We start from the raw sequence: 16,245 nt of genomic DNA on the forward strand, positions 1-16,245 counted from the left end.
AAATAACCCATTAACCATTATTGAATAGTAACGGATTAAAGGAGGGGACAAAATGAAACGAGGAAAAGGGATGAAGTTTGTCGGCGATTCACGTATTCCTGCTGAACGGATGCCGAACGTTCCCAAAGACTATTCCGAATATCCGGGAAAAACGGAAGCATTCTGGCCGGACTTTCTGTTGAGAGAATGGCTTGTTGGCGCTGTGTTCCTCATCGGATTCTTATGTTTGACTGCAGTTCATCCGGCACCGCTGGAACGTATTGCCGATCCGACGGATACCGGTTATATTCCACTGCCTGACTGGTACTTCTTGTTTCTTTATCAATTAATCAAATATCGTTTCGCTTCCGGGCCGTATAACGTCATTGGCGTCTTGATTATCCCGGGTCTTGCCTTTGGTGCTTTAATGCTTGCGCCATTTCTAGATCGGGGGCCTGAACGACGTCCGATAAAACGTCCATTGGCAACGGCCTTTATGCTGCTTGGATTTGCTTCCGTTTTTTACCTTACTTGGGAAGCAGTTGCGAATCACGATTGGGCAGCGGCTAAGGAACAAGGGAAAATTACCGAAGAAGCCGATGTTGAGATAGACACAGAGGCAGAAGGTTATAAAATATATGCGGCTCAAAGCTGTATTAATTGCCACGGTGAAAACCTTGAAGGCGGACCTGCGGCGCCACCATTGGTCAATCTTGATTTAAGTCCAGACGAACTTAAAGATATTGCGGTAAATGGTGTTGGGACAATGCCCGCGGATCAATATAATGGCTCTGAAGAAGATTTAGACAAGCTTGCAGAATTTATTGCCAGCTTGAAAAGTGAATAATATACTCTGAAAGCCGGCAAATTTGCCGGCTTTTTATGTAAAGGGAAGGCGGTGTGCCCCGTGAAGCTGTTGTTAACGATCTTGATGGATAGACGTATATTATGGATGTTATTGATCGTCAATGCCATCGGTACAATGTATGGCTATTACTGGTATAAAAGCCAGTTGGAAATCACACCTTTGATCTTTATTCCATTCGTTCCGGATAGTCCGACAGCCAGCCTTTTTTTTGTTTTCGTGCTGATTGCTTTTATTCAAAATAAAAACTCCCCCATCTTTGAAGCGTTTGCCTGCGTAACGCTTGTAAAGTATGGAATTTGGGCTGTTGTCATGAATATCCTGACACTGAATGTCACGGGTGTACTGCCCTGGCAGGGATATATGCTGATCGCTTCTCACGGGGCAATGGCCCTGCAGGCAGTATTATATGCACCTTTTTATCAATTGAAGATCAAACATGTTTTGGCGGCAGCAGTATGGACTTTTCACAATGACGTCATCGATTATGTATTTATGCAATATCCCAAATATCCCGGACTCGAGCTGTATGTACGTGAGATTGGCTATTTTACATTTTGGCTGAGTATTATATCGGTGGGAATTGCTTATTATGCAGCGCGCAGAAATCGTGACACAATACATATTCAATAATCATTAGGCAAATATTAAAAAAGGTCTATTCTTGTCCACTTTCTCATACATTTTTACAAGTAGTATGAGGAGGGGCACTTATGAAATTGTTATCCGGGATCCTTCTGAGCCTGACTCTCTTTCTAAATGGCGGCTTAGCCAATTCAAAACCTGATCCTGTCATTGAGGAGCTCGATCAACTGGCTGACGAGGCCTTGCAGCTAACAAAATTTTCGCGGTTCGACGAAGCAAAGGTCCTTTTGGAACGTTATGCCGTGCAGTTCTCTAAGCAAGGCATGAAAGAACAAACGTTTACTATGGACGAGTTAAGAGTGCTTACTGCCGCTCATCATGAGGCGCTCAGGGCAGTTACAAGCGTTGACATGGATAAAGAAGAAAGGATTCGGATGGTGACAGCCTTCCGATTGGCCAATGACGCTGTCCAATCCAATCATCAACCCATGTGGCTTGAAATGGAAGGCTCTATCATGGACAGCTTTCGCCAAGTGAAAAATGCTGCGCTGGACGGCGACCAGGAATCTTACAATCGTCATTTAAACGACTTTCTTTCCATATATAGCGTAATCCAGCCAAGTTTAAAAATTGATCTTCCCGCTGAAAAGCTTCAGAAAATTGATTCAAGAATTGCTTTCTTTGACAATTACCGCTCACAATTTACTGAACAAAATTGGACATCCCAACTAGAGGATTTTGAAGCCGATTTAAAGCGTCTCTTTGCCGAAGTGGATGAGGATGAGGCGGATCCTTCATTATGGTGGGTCATATCCATGACCGGAAGCGTGATTATTTTGACACTTTCCTATGTCAGTTGGCGCAAGTATAAAGGTGAGAAAAAAGAGAGGAAGCGAAAAGATCCAAATAATTGACCAACAGCAAGTTATCCCATAAAATAATAGTAAAGCTACTTGTATTGGAGGGTAAAAATGGGCGGATATTTAATTTATTTTTTGTTGATCATAATCATACCCATATGGGCACAATTTAGGGTCCAAAGTACGTATAAAAAATTTGCAAAAATTCCAACAACCGCCGGCATTACAGGAGCAGAAGTGGCCAGGAAAATATTGGATGCCAACGGTTTATATAATGTCCAAGTTAAGGAAACCCCTGGCGTTTTAAGTGACCACTACAATCCGATCACCAAATCGGTGCATTTGTCATCAGACAACTTTCATCGTCCATCGGTTGCCGGTGCCGCAGTGGCAGCCCATGAAGTCGGACACGCCATTCAAGACCAGCAGGGATACGCGCCTTTGCGCTTTAGACACGCATTGGTGCCGGTTGCAAACATCAGCTCCAACATTGCCTGGATCTTTATTATCATTGGTTTGCTTTCCACCGCGTTTTCCAACATGCTGTTAATCGGCATTGTTTTGATGGCGGCGGGAGTTTTATTCCAACTCGTTACACTGCCGGTTGAATTCAATGCTTCTTCCAGAGCCATGGACCAGATCGTCTCGCTTGGCCTGATCAGCAACTCGGAAGAACGCGACGCGAGAAAAGTCTTGAATGCGGCAGCGATGACATATGTTGCGGCAGCCGCTGTCGCCGTATTGGAATTGCTCAGATTGATCCTTATTTTTACAAATCGTGAATAGGTAAATATGTCCGGCGCTCTTTTGCACCGGGCTTTTTTTATGATTGATTCAACTGGAGGAAGGGCTAAACATCAAGCTGATGCAAGCTAAGTGAGAGAAGGGAGGAAACATAATGTCAGGTGCCTATTGGCTTACTTCCAGCTCTCCGGTTAGCTCCACGCAATGTTTCGTATGAAGTTCTTGAACTGCTTGCGCGCTGAAAAGCCGCCTCCTGGAAACGGCTACGTCTTATTCCTGGCGGGCGGCTTGAGGTTCTTCATTTCAGCTCGTGCTGTTAACATATCAAGAAAGCCTACCTTATAGATCAAGCGGTCTTTTATTTTCATCAAGTGTAAATCCTTCGCCCATCACATCGTGAACGACGATGACAGACACAAACGCCTGCGGGTCGATTGTTGAAATAATTCGTTTTAAATGGACAATTTCATTTCGGCCAACCACACAATAGAGCACATCTTTTTCCTCTTTTGTAAAAGATCCCCGTCCTCTTAATACAGTTACGCCCCGGCCCATATCTTTCATGATGGCGTCAGCTACTTCGCCGTGGTGTTTCTCAGAAATGATCATGGCGCCCCTCGCTGCATAAGCCCCTTCCTGCATGAAATCAATGACACGCGCTCCGACAAATACGGCAACGAGCGTATACATTGCTTCCCGATGATCCAAGTAGGTGATTAAAGATAAAAGGATGACGCATGCATCAAAAATGAACATTGTCCTGCCCATGCTTATCCCTTTATATTTGAATAAGAGACGGGCGATAATATCAACGCCTCCCGTTGTTCCCCCAAAGCGAAAAATCATTCCCAGGCCAATGCCGGCAAACACCCCGGCAAATAACGCAGCGAGAAAAAGATCGCCATCCAGCGGAATGGAAATCTCAAATCTCTGAAAAATGAACAAAAATATCGATACGGCAACCGTCCCTATAAGGGTATAAAGAAAAGGTTTTTTGCCAAGCAATTTCCAGCCAATGAAAAATAAGGGCACATTCAATAGTAAATTTGTGAGGGAAGGATCAATGTGAAATAGAAAATAAAGAAGAAGGGTAATTCCCGTAAATCCTCCTTCAGCCAAATGGTTTTGCATGTTAAAATGAACAAGTCCGAATGCAAAAATGCCCGCACCCAATAAGATATATAGGATATTCTTTACTTTTAATTGAAAAGGCACAATTCCTTCTCTCCCTGCACATTTTTTTCACCGAGTATTTCACATTATATCCAATAACTCCATTTAGCGGCAACTTTTACCCCACATGTAAGGTGCCATATACACCACTTCAAGACCTGATTTGATACAAAAGGTCAAAGTGTGAGAAAACGGCACTTAAATGCCCGATTGGTTCAACTAAACATTCAGTAGGAGATGGAACTCTTACTGAATGAAGTTTCACTTTATCCCGCATTAACTGTCAGTAAGCCCCTTGCTTAGAAATCTAAAATGTAAGTAGAAAGTGCTGGGTCAACTGCCAGTACATGCCCGATTGGTTCAACTAACAGTCAGTAGGAGATGGAACTCCTACTGAATGAAGTTTCACTTTATCCCGCACTAACTGTCAGTAAGCCCCTTTGCTTAGAAATCTAAAATGTAAGTAGAAAGTGCTGGGTCAACTGCCAGTAAATGCCCGATTGGTTCAACTAACATTCAATAGGAGATGGAACTCCTACTGAATGAAGTTTCACTTTATCCCGCATTAACTGTCAGTAAGCCCCTTGCTTAGAAATCTAAAATGTAAGTAGAAAGTGCTGGGTCAACTGCCAGTACATGCCCGATTGGTTCAACTAACAGTCAGTAGGAGATGGAACTCCTACTGAATGAAGTTTCACTTTATCCCGCATTAACTGTCAGTAAGCCCCTTTGCTTAGAAATCTAAAATGTAAGTAGAAAGTGCTGGGTCAACTGCCAGTAAATGCCCGATTGGTTCAACTAACATTCAGTAGGGATGGAACTCCTACTGAATGAAGTTTCACTTTACTGAAGCATTTTCATTTGTATAAAAAAAAAGAATTAGCTAACATATGGTAAGAAGGTGAAGAAATAATGAATCAAGGTGAGAAATGATGAGTCATAGAAAAACGTTACAGGAAATGCAGCATGAAGTGGATAACTATATCGGCCAGTTTAAAGAAGGGTATTTCAGTCCCTTGGCCATGACTGCCAGATTAACCGAAGAGTTGGGGGAACTGGCAAGGGAAATTAATCATTATTATGGTGAAAAAAAGAAAAAAGCCGATGAAACAGAAAAAACAGTAGAGGAAGAACTTGGCGATTTGTTATTTGTCGTGATTTGCTTGGCCAATTCCTTGGACATCGATTTACAAGATGCCCACGACCGAGTCATGCATAAGTTCAAAACGAGAGACAAAGACAGATGGACTAAAAAAAATGAAGGTGAACAAAATGATGAATGAGATTAACATTATTGTAGCCGGCCCGCGGGGAAGAATGGGCAGGGAAGCAGTAAACCTTGTAAAAGAAACACCGCATTTTCGGCTTACAGCCGTCATTGACCGCATCAATAACGGAAAGCTGTTATCGGATACGGAAGGTTTTTCGGGACTGGATGTTCCGATCTACACTGATATACATGAGTGCTTCCGGGAGGTGGAAGCGGATGTATTGATTGATTTAACAACCCCCGATCTAGGTTTCTTACATACAAAATCAGCTTTGGAAAACGGAGTGCGCCCGGTTGTCGGCACGACCGGTTTTACGCCGGAACAACTTGAAGAGTTAAAAGAGCTTGCTGAACGCAAAAGTCTGGGTTGCATCATTGCTCCGAATTTTGCGGTCGGTGCCGTATTAATGATGAAATTCGCCCAAACGGCGGCAAAGTATTTTGAAGACGTTGAAATTATTGAAATGCATCATGATCAAAAATTGGATGCTCCATCAGGAACCGCTGTCAAAACGGCAGAAATGATCGGCGTCAACAGGGAACCAAAGGCACAGGGACACGAAAATGAAAAGGAAACCATTTCAGGTGCGAGAGGCGCCGAAGTTGACGGTATGAGAATACATAGTGTAAGACTTCCGGGATTAGTCGCCCACCAGCAGGTGATCTTCGGTTCTAACGGACAAACCTTAACAATCAGGCATGACTCGTATAACCGGGCATCTTTTATGTCCGGAGTGAAAGTCTCGGTGGAGACCGTACTTCAATTAAACACCCTTGTCTACGGTTTGGAATCTATCATAGACTAAAAAGGGGGATTTCTGTTGAAACTGGAGCAAATAGATATTCTTGCTTTTGGGGCTCATGCCGATGATGTAGAAATCGGCATGGCGGGCTCCATCTATAAATGGGCATCTGAAGGCAAAAAAATTGTCATTTGTGATTTAACTGAGGCCGAACTCTCTTCCAATGGAACTGTCGAGAAGAGACACGCTGAAGCAAAGGAAGCGGCCCAAAGGCTGCATGTGCATGAGCGAATTAATCTGCATTTTCCGGACCGCGGCTTATTCATGAAAGAAGAATACATAAAAAAAATCGCGGGGGTCATTCGCCGTTACAAGCCGATTGTCGTTTTTGCTCCTTTTTGGGAAGATCGGCACCCAGACCATGGCAATTGCGCGGCTCTTGTGAAGGAAGCCTTTTTTTCGGCCGGCATTCAAAAGTATGATGCGGATGGCCAAAGTGTACATAAAGCAAGACAGTTACTATATTACTTTATCAACAGCCAGCCGCGTCCTGATGTTGCCGTGGATATTTCTTTGTTTATCGAAGAAAAGCTGTTCGCGCTTCGTGCCTATGAGTCGCAGTTTATGAAAGGGCCTAACGGCGTGGAGACAGTGCTTACAAACGGTTATCTAGAACGAATTGAGGCAAGGGAAAGGCTTTATGGTCTTGAAACAGGGGTTGCTTTTGCAGAAGGGTTTAAAACGGATCGCCCTTTGCTTGTAAATAACAACATATTTGGGGAAGGCTTGTAGCTTATGAAACTGAAAATTGGTGTTACTTGTTACCCGACAGTGGGCGGATCGGGTGTCGTTGCGACCGAGCTTGGGAAACTTCTTGCCGAAAGAGGGCATAAAATTCATTTTATATCTTCCAATATTCCGTTCCGGTTGAATAGATGGGACCCGAATATTTTCTTTCATCAGGTTGCTGTAAATCAATATTCGCTTTTTCAATATCCGCCGTATGACATCGCCCTAGCCAGTAAAATGGCGGAGGTAATCAAACGGGAAGAACTGGATATACTGCATGTGCACTATGCGATCCCGCACGCAGTTTGCGCCATTTTGGCCAAACAAATGTCGGGGCAGGATATAAAAATTGTAACGACGCTTCATGGAACAGATATATCCGTTTTGGGCTATGATTCAACCTTGGCGGATGCCATCCGTTTCGGCATTGAAAAATCAGACCGGGTAACAGCTGTCTCATATGCCCTTGCTGAACAAACACGAACGATTGTATCACCTGATAAGGAAATTGATGTCATTCACAATTTTATCGATGACAGGGTATATAAAAGAATACAAGTAAATGGATTGAGAGAAACGTACGACATCTCTCCTGAGGAAAAAGTGATCATCCACGTTTCCAATTTCAGGAAGGTAAAGAGGGTACAGGACGTTGTGAAAACTTTTTCAAACATCGCCTCCCGCTTGCCCGCAAAACTGCTGCTCGTCGGTGATGGACCGGAAATGACGAAGATATGTGAACTCGTAAAAAACTTGTCTTTGGATGGAAAAGTGTTGTTTCTTGGTCGGCAAGATCATCTCGAAGAGCTATATTCGATGAGTGATTTGATGTTGCTATTATCCGAAAAAGAGAGCTTCGGGCTGGTGGCATTGGAGGCAATGGCGTGCGGCGTGCCTTGCATTGGAACAAGAGTCGGGGGAATCCCCGAAATTATTGAAGATGGATACAACGGTTTTCTCTGTGAACTAGGAAATACCGATGAAGCAGCCGAAAAAGCACTGATTTTACTTGAAGATAAGGAGAAGCATGAAATATTTTCGGCGAATGCCGAACACACTCCGCAGGAGCGATTCCAGGCTGATGCTATCGTATCATCATATGAAACGTTGTATACATCTCTCCTTAACTTATGAGAAAGAAGGATCGGCATATGAAAGAACCTTTCTTGTCCGCATTGCCGCTTATTCATGAGATTGAAGCGGCTGGTTATGAGGCTTGCTTTGTCGGCGGTGCTGTGAGAGATTTTTTGCTTGGCAGAGACATTCATGATGTGGATATTGCAACATCGGCGACGCCGGCTGAGCTGAAAACCATATTTTCAAAAACGGTCGATGTGGGTATTGAACACGGAACGATTATGGTCATACAAAATGGAAAATCTTACGAAGTGACCACATACCGCTCAGAAGGCGACTATCAAGACTATAGAAGGCCGGAATCAGTTACATTTGTCCGAAGTTTATACGAAGACTTAAAAAGACGCGATTTTACAATGAATGCGATCGCCATGGATAAAGAGGGAAATTTCATTGATCCTTTTGCAGGCCGTTTGGCACTGGAAAAAAAAGTCATTGTCACCGTTGGATCGGCTGATGAGCGCTTTCAGGAGGACGCCTTGCGGCTAATGCGTGCTGTAAGATTCGTCAGCCAGCTCGGTTTTCATTTGGAGAAACAAACCGAAAAAGCGATAAAAGAGCATGTCGATTTGTTGCGCCATATTTCCGTAGAAAGAATAACGGCTGAATTTGAAAAGCTATTAGATGGAAAATACAAAAAGAAGGCTTTGGAATTGCTTTTTCATACAGGCATTTATAAGCAATTGCCTGCTTTATTCAATCAAGAACATGTCGTGCAGTCAGTGACCAAGCTGGAAATCTCTTCCTTAAAAAACCTTGATATGTGGCTGTTGGCATTATATTTCTCCGGGGAACATCCTGTTACTATATTAAAGAAATGGCGGCTTCCGTCCAAAAAAATAAAACTGCTTTCAATGGCTCTTTCATACCTGATGCTGCGTAAAGATCACTTTTGGAGCAGGGATGAACTGTTTACCGCCGGAAAAGAAATCGCTCTTCTTGTAGAAACGGCTTTTCTGACGATCAAGAGAGAGGATGTACAATTGGCTCATTTGCTGGATAAGTATGAAAGTCTTCCCATTAAATCGTTGAAGGAATTGACTGTGAACGGAAATGATCTCATTCGCTGGACAGGTAAACAAAGCGGGCCCTGGATCGGAAAGGTTCTCCATGAAGCGGCGCAGGCGGTCATAAACGGTGAAATCGCAAATCATAAACAAGAAATCAGGAGTTGGATGGAAAATTGTCGATTGATATAAGAAAACAATTGATTAAAGCACTTTCTGATGCCGATGGCGAATTTTTGTCCGGCCAGACACTTGCCGAGAAGATCGGTTGTTCCAGGACAGCTATTTGGAAACATATAGAAGAACTAAGGAAGGACGGCTTCATTTTGGAAGCTGTCAGAAATAAAGGTTATAAAATCATCAATACGCCGGAAGATTTGACCGAGAGTGACATTTTATTTGGTCTTGAAACGGAGCATTTTGGAAGAAATATACATTTTTACGAATCAGTCGAATCCACCCAAAAGGTAGCGCATCAGCTGGCACATGAAGGAGCGCCTGAAGGGACTATCGTTGTGTCCGAAGAGCAGAGAACAGGAAGGGGCCGGCTAGGGCGGAGTTGGTCGTCATTGCCGAAAAAGGGAGTATGGATGAGTATGATCGTCCGTCCGGTTCTGCCTCCCCAAAAAGCTCCGCAGTTTACTTTGATTACGGCTGTTGCAGCAGCAAATGCCATTGGCGAAGTGACAGGCCTTCATCCGGAGATTAAATGGCCGAATGACATCTTGATAAACGGTAAAAAAGTAGTCGGGATATTGACCGAGCTTCAAGCGGAAGCGGATAAAATCTCATCTCTCGTTATTGGCATTGGTATAAACGCCAACCATGATATAGAAGATCTCCATGAAAGTATCCGGGGAAAAGCCACATCATTATATATTGAAAAAAGGAAAAAAATTTCGCGAGCGCAACTGATCCAAACGTTTTTAAAAGATTTTGAAAAATACTATGGCATTTATTTGGACAAGGGGTTTGCGCCGATTAAACTATTATGGGAAACGTATGCGATCAGCATTGGAAAAGTAATCACAGCCAGAACGGTTACCGGAGAGATTGTCGGCAGGGCACTTGGCATTACGGATGAAGGCGTATTAAAAGTGGAGGATGAACACGGCACGATACACGAAGTTTACTCTGCCGATATAGAACTATCGGATTGATAGAATTTTTCTATTTATTTTGCTATTATGTTATTGGGCGGTATCTTAACGAGCTGCACCATTTTCATTTGATGTATTTTTTATATTAATATCTGCCTTGATCCATAGAGAGGACGGGGACAGAGGACCGAAGCGAGTGAAAGGGATGTTACGGAGTCCTTCTGCCTTTTTGGAGAGGATTCCTTTTGTATTTTAGGCGTCCAATTGCTCGAACTGCATTCGCTCCTCTAACAAAAAGGAGGAAATGAAAAATGAAAACGACTGCTGATTTTGTAAAAATGAAACAGGCGGGAGAAAAAATCGCTATGGTCACCGCATATGATTTTCCCCAGGCAAAACTGGCGGAAGGGGCGGGGGTGGACATGATTCTTGTCGGGGATTCCCTTGGCATGGTCGTACTCGGTTATGATTCTACCGTACCTGTCACTGTCAATGACATGGTCCATCATACGAAAGCCGTGAAACGCGGTGCAAAAAACACGTTTGTCGTAACGGATCTCCCTTTTATGTCTTTTCATATCAGCAGGGAAGAAGCGATGCGGGCGGCTGGCCGTATTATGCAGGAGAGCGGTGCCAATGCTGTCAAAGTGGAAGGCGGGGGTGAAGTCATACAAACGATCCAGGCTCTTACAACAGCGGGAGTGCCCGTCATGGGACATTTAGGATTGACTCCGCAGACGGCAGGGGTGCTTGGCGGCTATAAAGTACAGGCGAAGACAGCAAAAGCGGCTGAAACGCTTATTAAAGAAGCCAAAAAATGCGAAGAGGCGGGTGCCTTTGCGCTCGTTCTCGAATGCATTCCCCAGCAGCTTGGCAAAGAAGTGGCGAAACAATTAAATATTCCGGTGATTGGCATTGGCGCCGGTCCTGAGACAGATGGACAAGTTCTTGTTTTTCATGATTTGGCCACATTTGGTGTCGATAGAATTCCAAAGTTCGCCAAACGATATGCCGATGTGAATGAACATGTAACCACAGGGTTGAAGCAGTACATTCATGAAGTAAAACAAGGTGTATTTCCTGATGCGCAAATACACACATTTAATATGGAACAGAGCCAGTTGGCTTCTTTGTACGGAGGAAAATAAAATTGAAAATCATCACCGAGAAAAAAGAGATGCAGCAAATGGCAAAACAGCTTCAGTCTAAAGGCAAAACGATTGGATTTGTTCCAACGATGGGGTATCTTCATGAGGGTCACTTGACCCTAGCGCGCAAGGCCAAAAAGGAAAATGATATCGTTGTTATGAGTATCTTCGTAAATCCCCTGCAATTTGGACCGGATGAAGACTATGAAGCATACCCCCGTGACCAAAAAAGGGACGAAAGGCTTGCTGAAACGACAGGTGTCGATCTATTGTTTATTCCAAACGTTTCAGATATGTATGACGCCGAATTGTCGACAAAAATGAGTGTCGTAAAGCGTAATCATGCGTTATGCGGCAATGACCGGCCAGGACATTTTGACGGGGTGGTCACCGTACTGGCAAAATTATTTCACATCGTCATGCCCGACAAGGCATACTTTGGGTTAAAAGACGCCCAACAATTTGCGGTTGTTGCCGGCATGGTTGCCGATTATGATTTCCCGGTACAACTTATACCCGTTGAAACTGTTCGGGATGCAAACGGCCTTGCGGTCAGTTCAAGGAATGTATATTTATCCGCTCGTGAAAAAGAGCAGGCCCCGTCCATTTATAAGAGCTTGCTCCTGGCAAAACATAAAATTGAACAAGGAGCAACCGATGTCGAGGAAATAAAAAATGCGGTTATAGACTTATTAAAGAGCCGTACGGACGCTTTGATCGATTATGTCGATATCCTAAGCTATCCGGAGCTTCAGCCTCTTGAACAAATCCATGGACGCATCATCATCGCCATAGCTGTCAAATTCTCCAAAGCCAGACTCATCGACAACATCATCTTTGATGTGTCATAATATATGACCCGCAGCCAACAAAAGGCTGCGGGCATTTTCCTATCATCCATTAACTGGAAGTAAGGTGTCGAATCGGGATTAAGAGAAAATGGCAAATGTGAGGATCAACTGCCAGTAACCGAACTGATTGGTTCGGGTCGACAGGATAAGGAAAGCTTCGGCAGCACCATCATCGCATGAAGAAAAAATGTAAGCTTTTTCGAGGATGTTGATCATAAAGGCGTTTTTGCAAACAGGATATACGAGTGCAAGCGAAAAGACAGGACAAACAGTTTTGCCAACATTGCCAACGCACGAAAAAACGCAAAATTTTTAAGGACGTCTCTGCCTGAGCTTGTCAACAAAAGGACGCTTTCGCGCCTTGTTTTTGGGATTTCCAGACTGAGAATTCCACATCGTATGACAATATCTGCATGCCCACCTCTCCCACTTATTTTTATATTCCGTGTCTGTGGCTGAATCAATCTGCGTGTGATACACTATCATAGAGCCGAATGACGGCAGTGATTAAAGGTGTGAAAGAAATGGAAAAAAGATATGTCACAGTAGATTTGGAAACAACCGGAAATTCTTTTGAAAAGGGCGACAGAATCATTCAAATTTCGATTGTGATCATTGAAAAAGGAAAGATTATTGATCAATACACATCACTTGTAAATCCCGAAAAGCCTATTCCGGCTTTCATTCAAGAATTAACGGGAATTGATGATCAAATGGTTACGGTTGCCCCGAAATTTGAAGAAATTGCTGATAAAGTATATACAATATTGGAACACTCGATATTTGTTGCCCATAATGTCAAGTTTGATTTGGGCTTTTTGGATGGAGAGCTGAAACATGCGGGAAAACACCACCCGGTGAATCTGACTTTGGACACCGTCGAACTGGCCAAGATACTTCTTCCCTGCTCTCCTAGCTACAAACTACAAGATTTAAGTGATCAAATGAACGTGGTCCATGACAATCCCCATCAGGCGGACAGTGATGCTCTGGCGACAGCAGAACTTTTCCTCCTTTTGGTGAAAAAAGCAGAAAATCTTCCCGTGGTTACGTTGGAAATGCTGTACCGTTTGGCAGAAAAAGCCGACAGCGGCTTGACTTTTTTATTTGGAGCCATTCTTGCCCAAAAACGCAAACATGTAGAAAATCTCCCCGGAAACTTGGATGTATGGCGCGGCATTGCTTTAAGGAAATGCCCGGATGCAAGAGAGGATGTTGCGTTACAAACGGAAACATTTCCGCTGGGAACAGATGAGAAGGCCCAATTATTTCAACAGCACTTTCACCATTTCACTCTGCGTGAAGGCCAATTTGAAATGATGGATACGGTGTATAAAGCGTTGACAACGAATACCCATGCGATGATTGAAGCGGGAACAGGGATTGGCAAGTCGATCGCCTATTTGTTGCCAAGTATTTATTTTGCGGTTAACAACAATAAGCAAGTGGCCATCAGTACATATACAATCCATCTGCAACATCAATTGATCGAAAATGAACTGGACAAATTGAAAAACATCATCCCCTTTCCTTTTAAAACGGCGCTTTTAAAGGGAAGAGACCATTACATCAGTATATTTCAGTTTGAACAATCGCTGCGAGAAAATAGTGACTCATACGATGAGGCCATCACAAAAATGAAAATACTCGTATGGCTTGTGCAAACGGAAACAGGCGATGTGGACGAATTGAATTTATCGGGCGGCGGCGTGTTTTTTTGGGAAAAGATACGCCATTCGAACAGAAACGTACATCAGCGGGAAGATCCTTGGCATCAAAGAGATTTTTATGCGCGCGCAAAAAGAAAAGCATTCGAAGCCGATATTATCATCATGAATCATGCCAGCTTGATGAAAAGCTTGGAAGGACGGATGGATATTCCGCAGCTTGAATATTTTATTATTGATGAAGCGCACCGATTGGAAAAAGCGGCACGAAATACATTTGGTGTCCATTTGGGATACTACGACCTGAAAAACATGCTCGGACGAATCGGCACATCGGAAAAGAAAAAGCTATTGTATAAACTTGAAAAAAGCGTAAAACGGCTGAAACTGGAGCCAAGCATTCATGTATTTGAATTGGACGAAGCCTTAAACAGCTTTGATCTTGAAATAAATGATTTATTTTCACTAATGGGGCAACTGCTTTTTCAACAACATAAAAATAATGCCTATAAAGCGCAGGTAAGCATCACATCACAAACAAGGCTTGAAAGAAAGTGGCAGTCGATCGAATTGTGTGCCGAGAGGGTAGCGGCCGGACACCGTTTTATCCAAAAAGGAATTGCGGAGCGGCTTGGCTTGATGGAAACATCAAGGAAGGCGCTTAAACCGGAAGAGTTGGCGCTATTGGAGGAAACGACGGCTTTTTGTGAGCAATGGAATACCATTCAAACAACCCTTGACAGATTAGTGTTTCATCCAAAAAAAGAAGATATTGTCTGGATTGAAGGAGAAAAAAAACAAATATTAAACAGGACATTTATACATGCGAAGCCGCTTAACGCAAATCGCTTTTTATCCGAAAAGCTGTTCGGCACGGCGAAAAGTGTCGTATTAACTTCAGCTACCTTGACCGTAAACCGTTCGTTTGCATTTTTTGCGGAAGAATGCGGCATTCAGCCATTTCAAAAGCTTGAAAAAATGATTGAATCCCCGTATGCATATGAAAAGAAAGCAAAGCTATTTATTCCAAGTGACTTGCCAGATATTAGCGCAGTCGCAAGCGATGAGTATACAGAAGCGATCGCTTGTCATTTAATCGCTATTGCCCACGCTGCAAGGGGACGAATTCTTGTGTTGTTTACTTCACACGATATGCTGAGAAAAACGTTTGATTTGTTAAAGGACAGCGAAGAACTGCATGAATATGTTCTCTTGGCTCATGGAATATCTTCAGGAAGCCGCCATCGCCTTCTCAAAACGTTCCAGCAGTTTACAAAGTCCATTTTGCTGGGAACGAACAGCTTTTGGGAAGGAATTGATATGAACGGGGAAAGTATATCCGCGATCGTTGTCACCAGGCTCCCGTTTTCACATATTCATGAACCGGTAACCGCTGCAAAAATGCAGGCGATCAAGGAAGCCGGGAAGAATTCTTTTTCCGCATACTCATTGCCTGAAGCAATCATACAATTTAAACAAAGTTTCGGAAGATTGATCCGGAAAGAAACAGACAGGGGGGCATTTATTGTGTTTGATCGCCGAATCGTTACAACGATGTATGGAAGCGCGTTTCTGCGTTCACTTCCTCCGATCCAGGTGGAACAACAGCCATTAAAGGAGCTTATCCCCGCAATAGAGCAATGGCTGGAGAATGAATAGAACGCCGCAATTGCGACGCTCCTGGAATGTGGACTAGAATGTATTTATAACGTCATTCCCATCATGTTATAATGATGGGTGAGCAATGCGTTGTTTAATGATATTTTGGCTTTCAAACGGCTTATTATGAGTAACAAAATTTGTGTATTCGGCGCCCGCCGTTAAATGGGGGATGTTACATGTATAAATGGCTTATTATCATTTTTTCAGTCTTATTGCTTCTAGCAGGAGCAGGGGGATACATATATACAAAGGCGATGGATCCGGTCAAACAAGCCAGAAAAGAGGCGGAACAAAGAATAAACGCCGATGAAAAATTGAAGAAAATTGATGATTTTTATCTATACAACGGTTCGCAAACGTATTATGTTTTGATTGGAGAAGAAAAAAAGGGCGAACAAGTTGTTTTTTGGATTCCGGAAAAAAAGGATGAAAAAACCATCTCTAAAAAGCTGGCTGATGGCATTTCCAAGCAGGAAGCCATCGATATGCTGGTGAAAGAAAAGCAGCCCAAGGAAATTCTTGGCGTCAGGCTTGGCATGGAAAAACAGCTCCCCGTATGGGAATTGTCCTATTTAGACAATCAATCCCGTTTAAATTATTATTACATTCATTTTGACACCGGAAAATGGTGGAGAAATATTGAAAATCTATAAGGAAGCAGGGAT

The 16,245-nt window shown here is 43.3% G+C and carries 15 protein-coding genes; 14 read left to right on the plus strand and 1 reads right to left on the minus strand.

The features are described from left to right. Positions 1–52 precede the first annotated feature (52 nt). The 4 genes from NST31_RS21080 to NST31_RS21095 all read left to right on the plus strand — a co-directional run bounded on the left by NST31_RS21080 (position 53) and on the right by NST31_RS21095 (position 3,075). Positions 53–826 carry a menaquinol-cytochrome c reductase cytochrome b/c subunit gene (locus tag NST31_RS21080; RefSeq protein ID WP_077113322.1) on the plus strand — a complete coding sequence of 258 codons (774 nt, stop codon included), beginning with the start codon at positions 53–55 and terminating at the stop codon, positions 824–826. 84 nt (positions 827–910) lie between these two features. After that, positions 911–1,477, plus strand: a complete 567-nt coding sequence (locus tag NST31_RS21085) for a DUF1405 domain-containing protein (protein ID WP_339165640.1) — start codon at positions 911–913, stop codon at positions 1,475–1,477. Between the two features lie 80 nt (positions 1,478–1,557). Further along, positions 1,558–2,343, plus strand: coding sequence for a sporulation protein YpjB (gene ypjB, locus NST31_RS21090; protein WP_077113324.1), 786 nt, complete (start codon positions 1,558–1,560; stop codon positions 2,341–2,343). Positions 2,344–2,400: 57 nt separating this feature from the next. Next, positions 2,401–3,075 carry a zinc metallopeptidase gene (locus NST31_RS21095; protein ID WP_339163079.1) on the plus strand — a complete coding sequence of 225 codons (675 nt, stop codon included), beginning with the start codon at positions 2,401–2,403 and terminating at the stop codon, positions 3,073–3,075. Between the two features lie 297 nt (positions 3,076–3,372). On the opposite strand, the gene NST31_RS21100 is transcribed toward NST31_RS21095, so the two are convergent. Then, positions 3,373–4,248 carry a YitT family protein gene (locus tag NST31_RS21100; protein WP_077113326.1) on the minus strand — a complete coding sequence of 292 codons (876 nt, stop codon included), beginning with the start codon at positions 4,246–4,248 and terminating at the stop codon, positions 3,373–3,375. A gap of 890 nt (positions 4,249–5,138) precedes the next feature. Between NST31_RS21100 and NST31_RS21105 the strand changes: the two genes are divergently transcribed. The 10 genes from NST31_RS21105 (at position 5,139) to NST31_RS21150 (ending at position 16,233) form a co-directional block, all read left to right on the plus strand. Next, a complete protein-coding gene (locus NST31_RS21105) occupies positions 5,139–5,489 on the plus strand; it encodes a nucleotide pyrophosphohydrolase (protein ID WP_339165642.1) in 351 nt (116 codons plus the stop codon). Further along, the gene (dapB, locus tag NST31_RS21110) at positions 5,482–6,282 is read left to right on the plus strand and encodes a 4-hydroxy-tetrahydrodipicolinate reductase (RefSeq protein WP_339165643.1); all 801 of its coding nucleotides are present in this window, start codon (positions 5,482–5,484) and stop codon (positions 6,280–6,282) included. The genes NST31_RS21105 and dapB overlap by 8 nt, the downstream gene beginning before the upstream one ends. 15 nt (positions 6,283–6,297) lie before the next feature. Next, complete coding sequence (bshB1, locus tag NST31_RS21115) at positions 6,298–7,011, plus strand: bacillithiol biosynthesis deacetylase BshB1 (RefSeq protein ID WP_339163084.1); 714 nt, start codon at positions 6,298–6,300, stop codon at positions 7,009–7,011. Positions 7,012–7,014: 3 nt separating this feature from the next. Continuing rightward, positions 7,015–8,142: an N-acetyl-alpha-D-glucosaminyl L-malate synthase BshA gene (gene bshA / locus NST31_RS21120; protein WP_339163085.1), complete on the plus strand. Its 1,128-nt coding sequence runs from the start codon at positions 7,015–7,017 to the stop codon at positions 8,140–8,142. Positions 8,143–8,159: 17 nt separating this feature from the next. Next, positions 8,160–9,344 carry a CCA tRNA nucleotidyltransferase gene (locus tag NST31_RS21125; RefSeq protein ID WP_339163087.1) on the plus strand — a complete coding sequence of 395 codons (1,185 nt, stop codon included), beginning with the start codon at positions 8,160–8,162 and terminating at the stop codon, positions 9,342–9,344. Beyond that, the gene (locus tag NST31_RS21130; RefSeq protein ID WP_339163089.1) at positions 9,329–10,312 is read left to right on the plus strand and encodes a biotin--[acetyl-CoA-carboxylase] ligase; all 984 of its coding nucleotides are present in this window, start codon (positions 9,329–9,331) and stop codon (positions 10,310–10,312) included. Before NST31_RS21125 ends, NST31_RS21130 begins: the two co-directional genes overlap by 16 nt. Before the next feature lie 251 nt (positions 10,313–10,563). After that, positions 10,564–11,400, plus strand: coding sequence for a 3-methyl-2-oxobutanoate hydroxymethyltransferase (panB, locus tag NST31_RS21135; RefSeq protein ID WP_339163091.1), 837 nt, complete (start codon positions 10,564–10,566; stop codon positions 11,398–11,400). A gap of 2 nt (positions 11,401–11,402) precedes the next feature. Then, positions 11,403–12,251 (plus strand): pantoate--beta-alanine ligase, encoded by an 849-nt coding sequence (panC, locus tag NST31_RS21140; RefSeq protein WP_339163092.1) that lies wholly within the window; start codon positions 11,403–11,405, stop codon positions 12,249–12,251. A gap of 524 nt (positions 12,252–12,775) precedes the next feature. Continuing rightward, the gene (gene dinG / locus NST31_RS21145; protein WP_339163093.1) at positions 12,776–15,577 is read left to right on the plus strand and encodes an ATP-dependent DNA helicase DinG; all 2,802 of its coding nucleotides are present in this window, start codon (positions 12,776–12,778) and stop codon (positions 15,575–15,577) included. Positions 15,578–15,756: 179 nt separating this feature from the next. Continuing rightward, positions 15,757–16,233: a DUF5590 domain-containing protein gene (locus NST31_RS21150; RefSeq protein WP_077113336.1), complete on the plus strand. Its 477-nt coding sequence runs from the start codon at positions 15,757–15,759 to the stop codon at positions 16,231–16,233. The last annotated feature ends 12 nt before the right edge of the window (positions 16,234–16,245 follow it).

It is taken from the genome of Siminovitchia sp. FSL W7-1587, from assembly GCF_037963795.1.
Classification (GTDB): domain Bacteria; phylum Bacillota; class Bacilli; order Bacillales; family Bacillaceae_C; genus Siminovitchia; species Siminovitchia thermophila.

Coding starts and splice junctions, on each gene's coding strand:
- bshA (WP_339163085.1), top strand. CDS start 7,015: ATGAAACTGAAAATTGGTGTTACTTGTTACCCGACAGTGGGCGGATCG.
- NST31_RS21080 (WP_077113322.1), top strand. CDS start 53: ATGAAACGAGGAAAAGGGATGAAGTTTGTCGGCGATTCACGTATTCCT.
- NST31_RS21095 (WP_339163079.1), top strand. CDS start 2,401: ATGGGCGGATATTTAATTTATTTTTTGTTGATCATAATCATACCCATA.
- panB (WP_339163091.1), top strand. CDS start 10,564: ATGAAAACGACTGCTGATTTTGTAAAAATGAAACAGGCGGGAGAAAAA.
- NST31_RS21150 (WP_077113336.1), top strand. CDS start 15,757: ATGTATAAATGGCTTATTATCATTTTTTCAGTCTTATTGCTTCTAGCA.
- NST31_RS21085 (WP_339165640.1), top strand. CDS start 911: ATGGATAGACGTATATTATGGATGTTATTGATCGTCAATGCCATCGGT.
- ypjB (WP_077113324.1), top strand. CDS start 1,558: ATGAAATTGTTATCCGGGATCCTTCTGAGCCTGACTCTCTTTCTAAAT.
- NST31_RS21105 (WP_339165642.1), top strand. CDS start 5,139: ATGAGTCATAGAAAAACGTTACAGGAAATGCAGCATGAAGTGGATAAC.
- dapB (WP_339165643.1), top strand. CDS start 5,482: ATGAATGAGATTAACATTATTGTAGCCGGCCCGCGGGGAAGAATGGGC.
- dinG (WP_339163093.1), top strand. CDS start 12,776: ATGGAAAAAAGATATGTCACAGTAGATTTGGAAACAACCGGAAATTCT.
- NST31_RS21125 (WP_339163087.1), top strand. CDS start 8,160: ATGAAAGAACCTTTCTTGTCCGCATTGCCGCTTATTCATGAGATTGAA.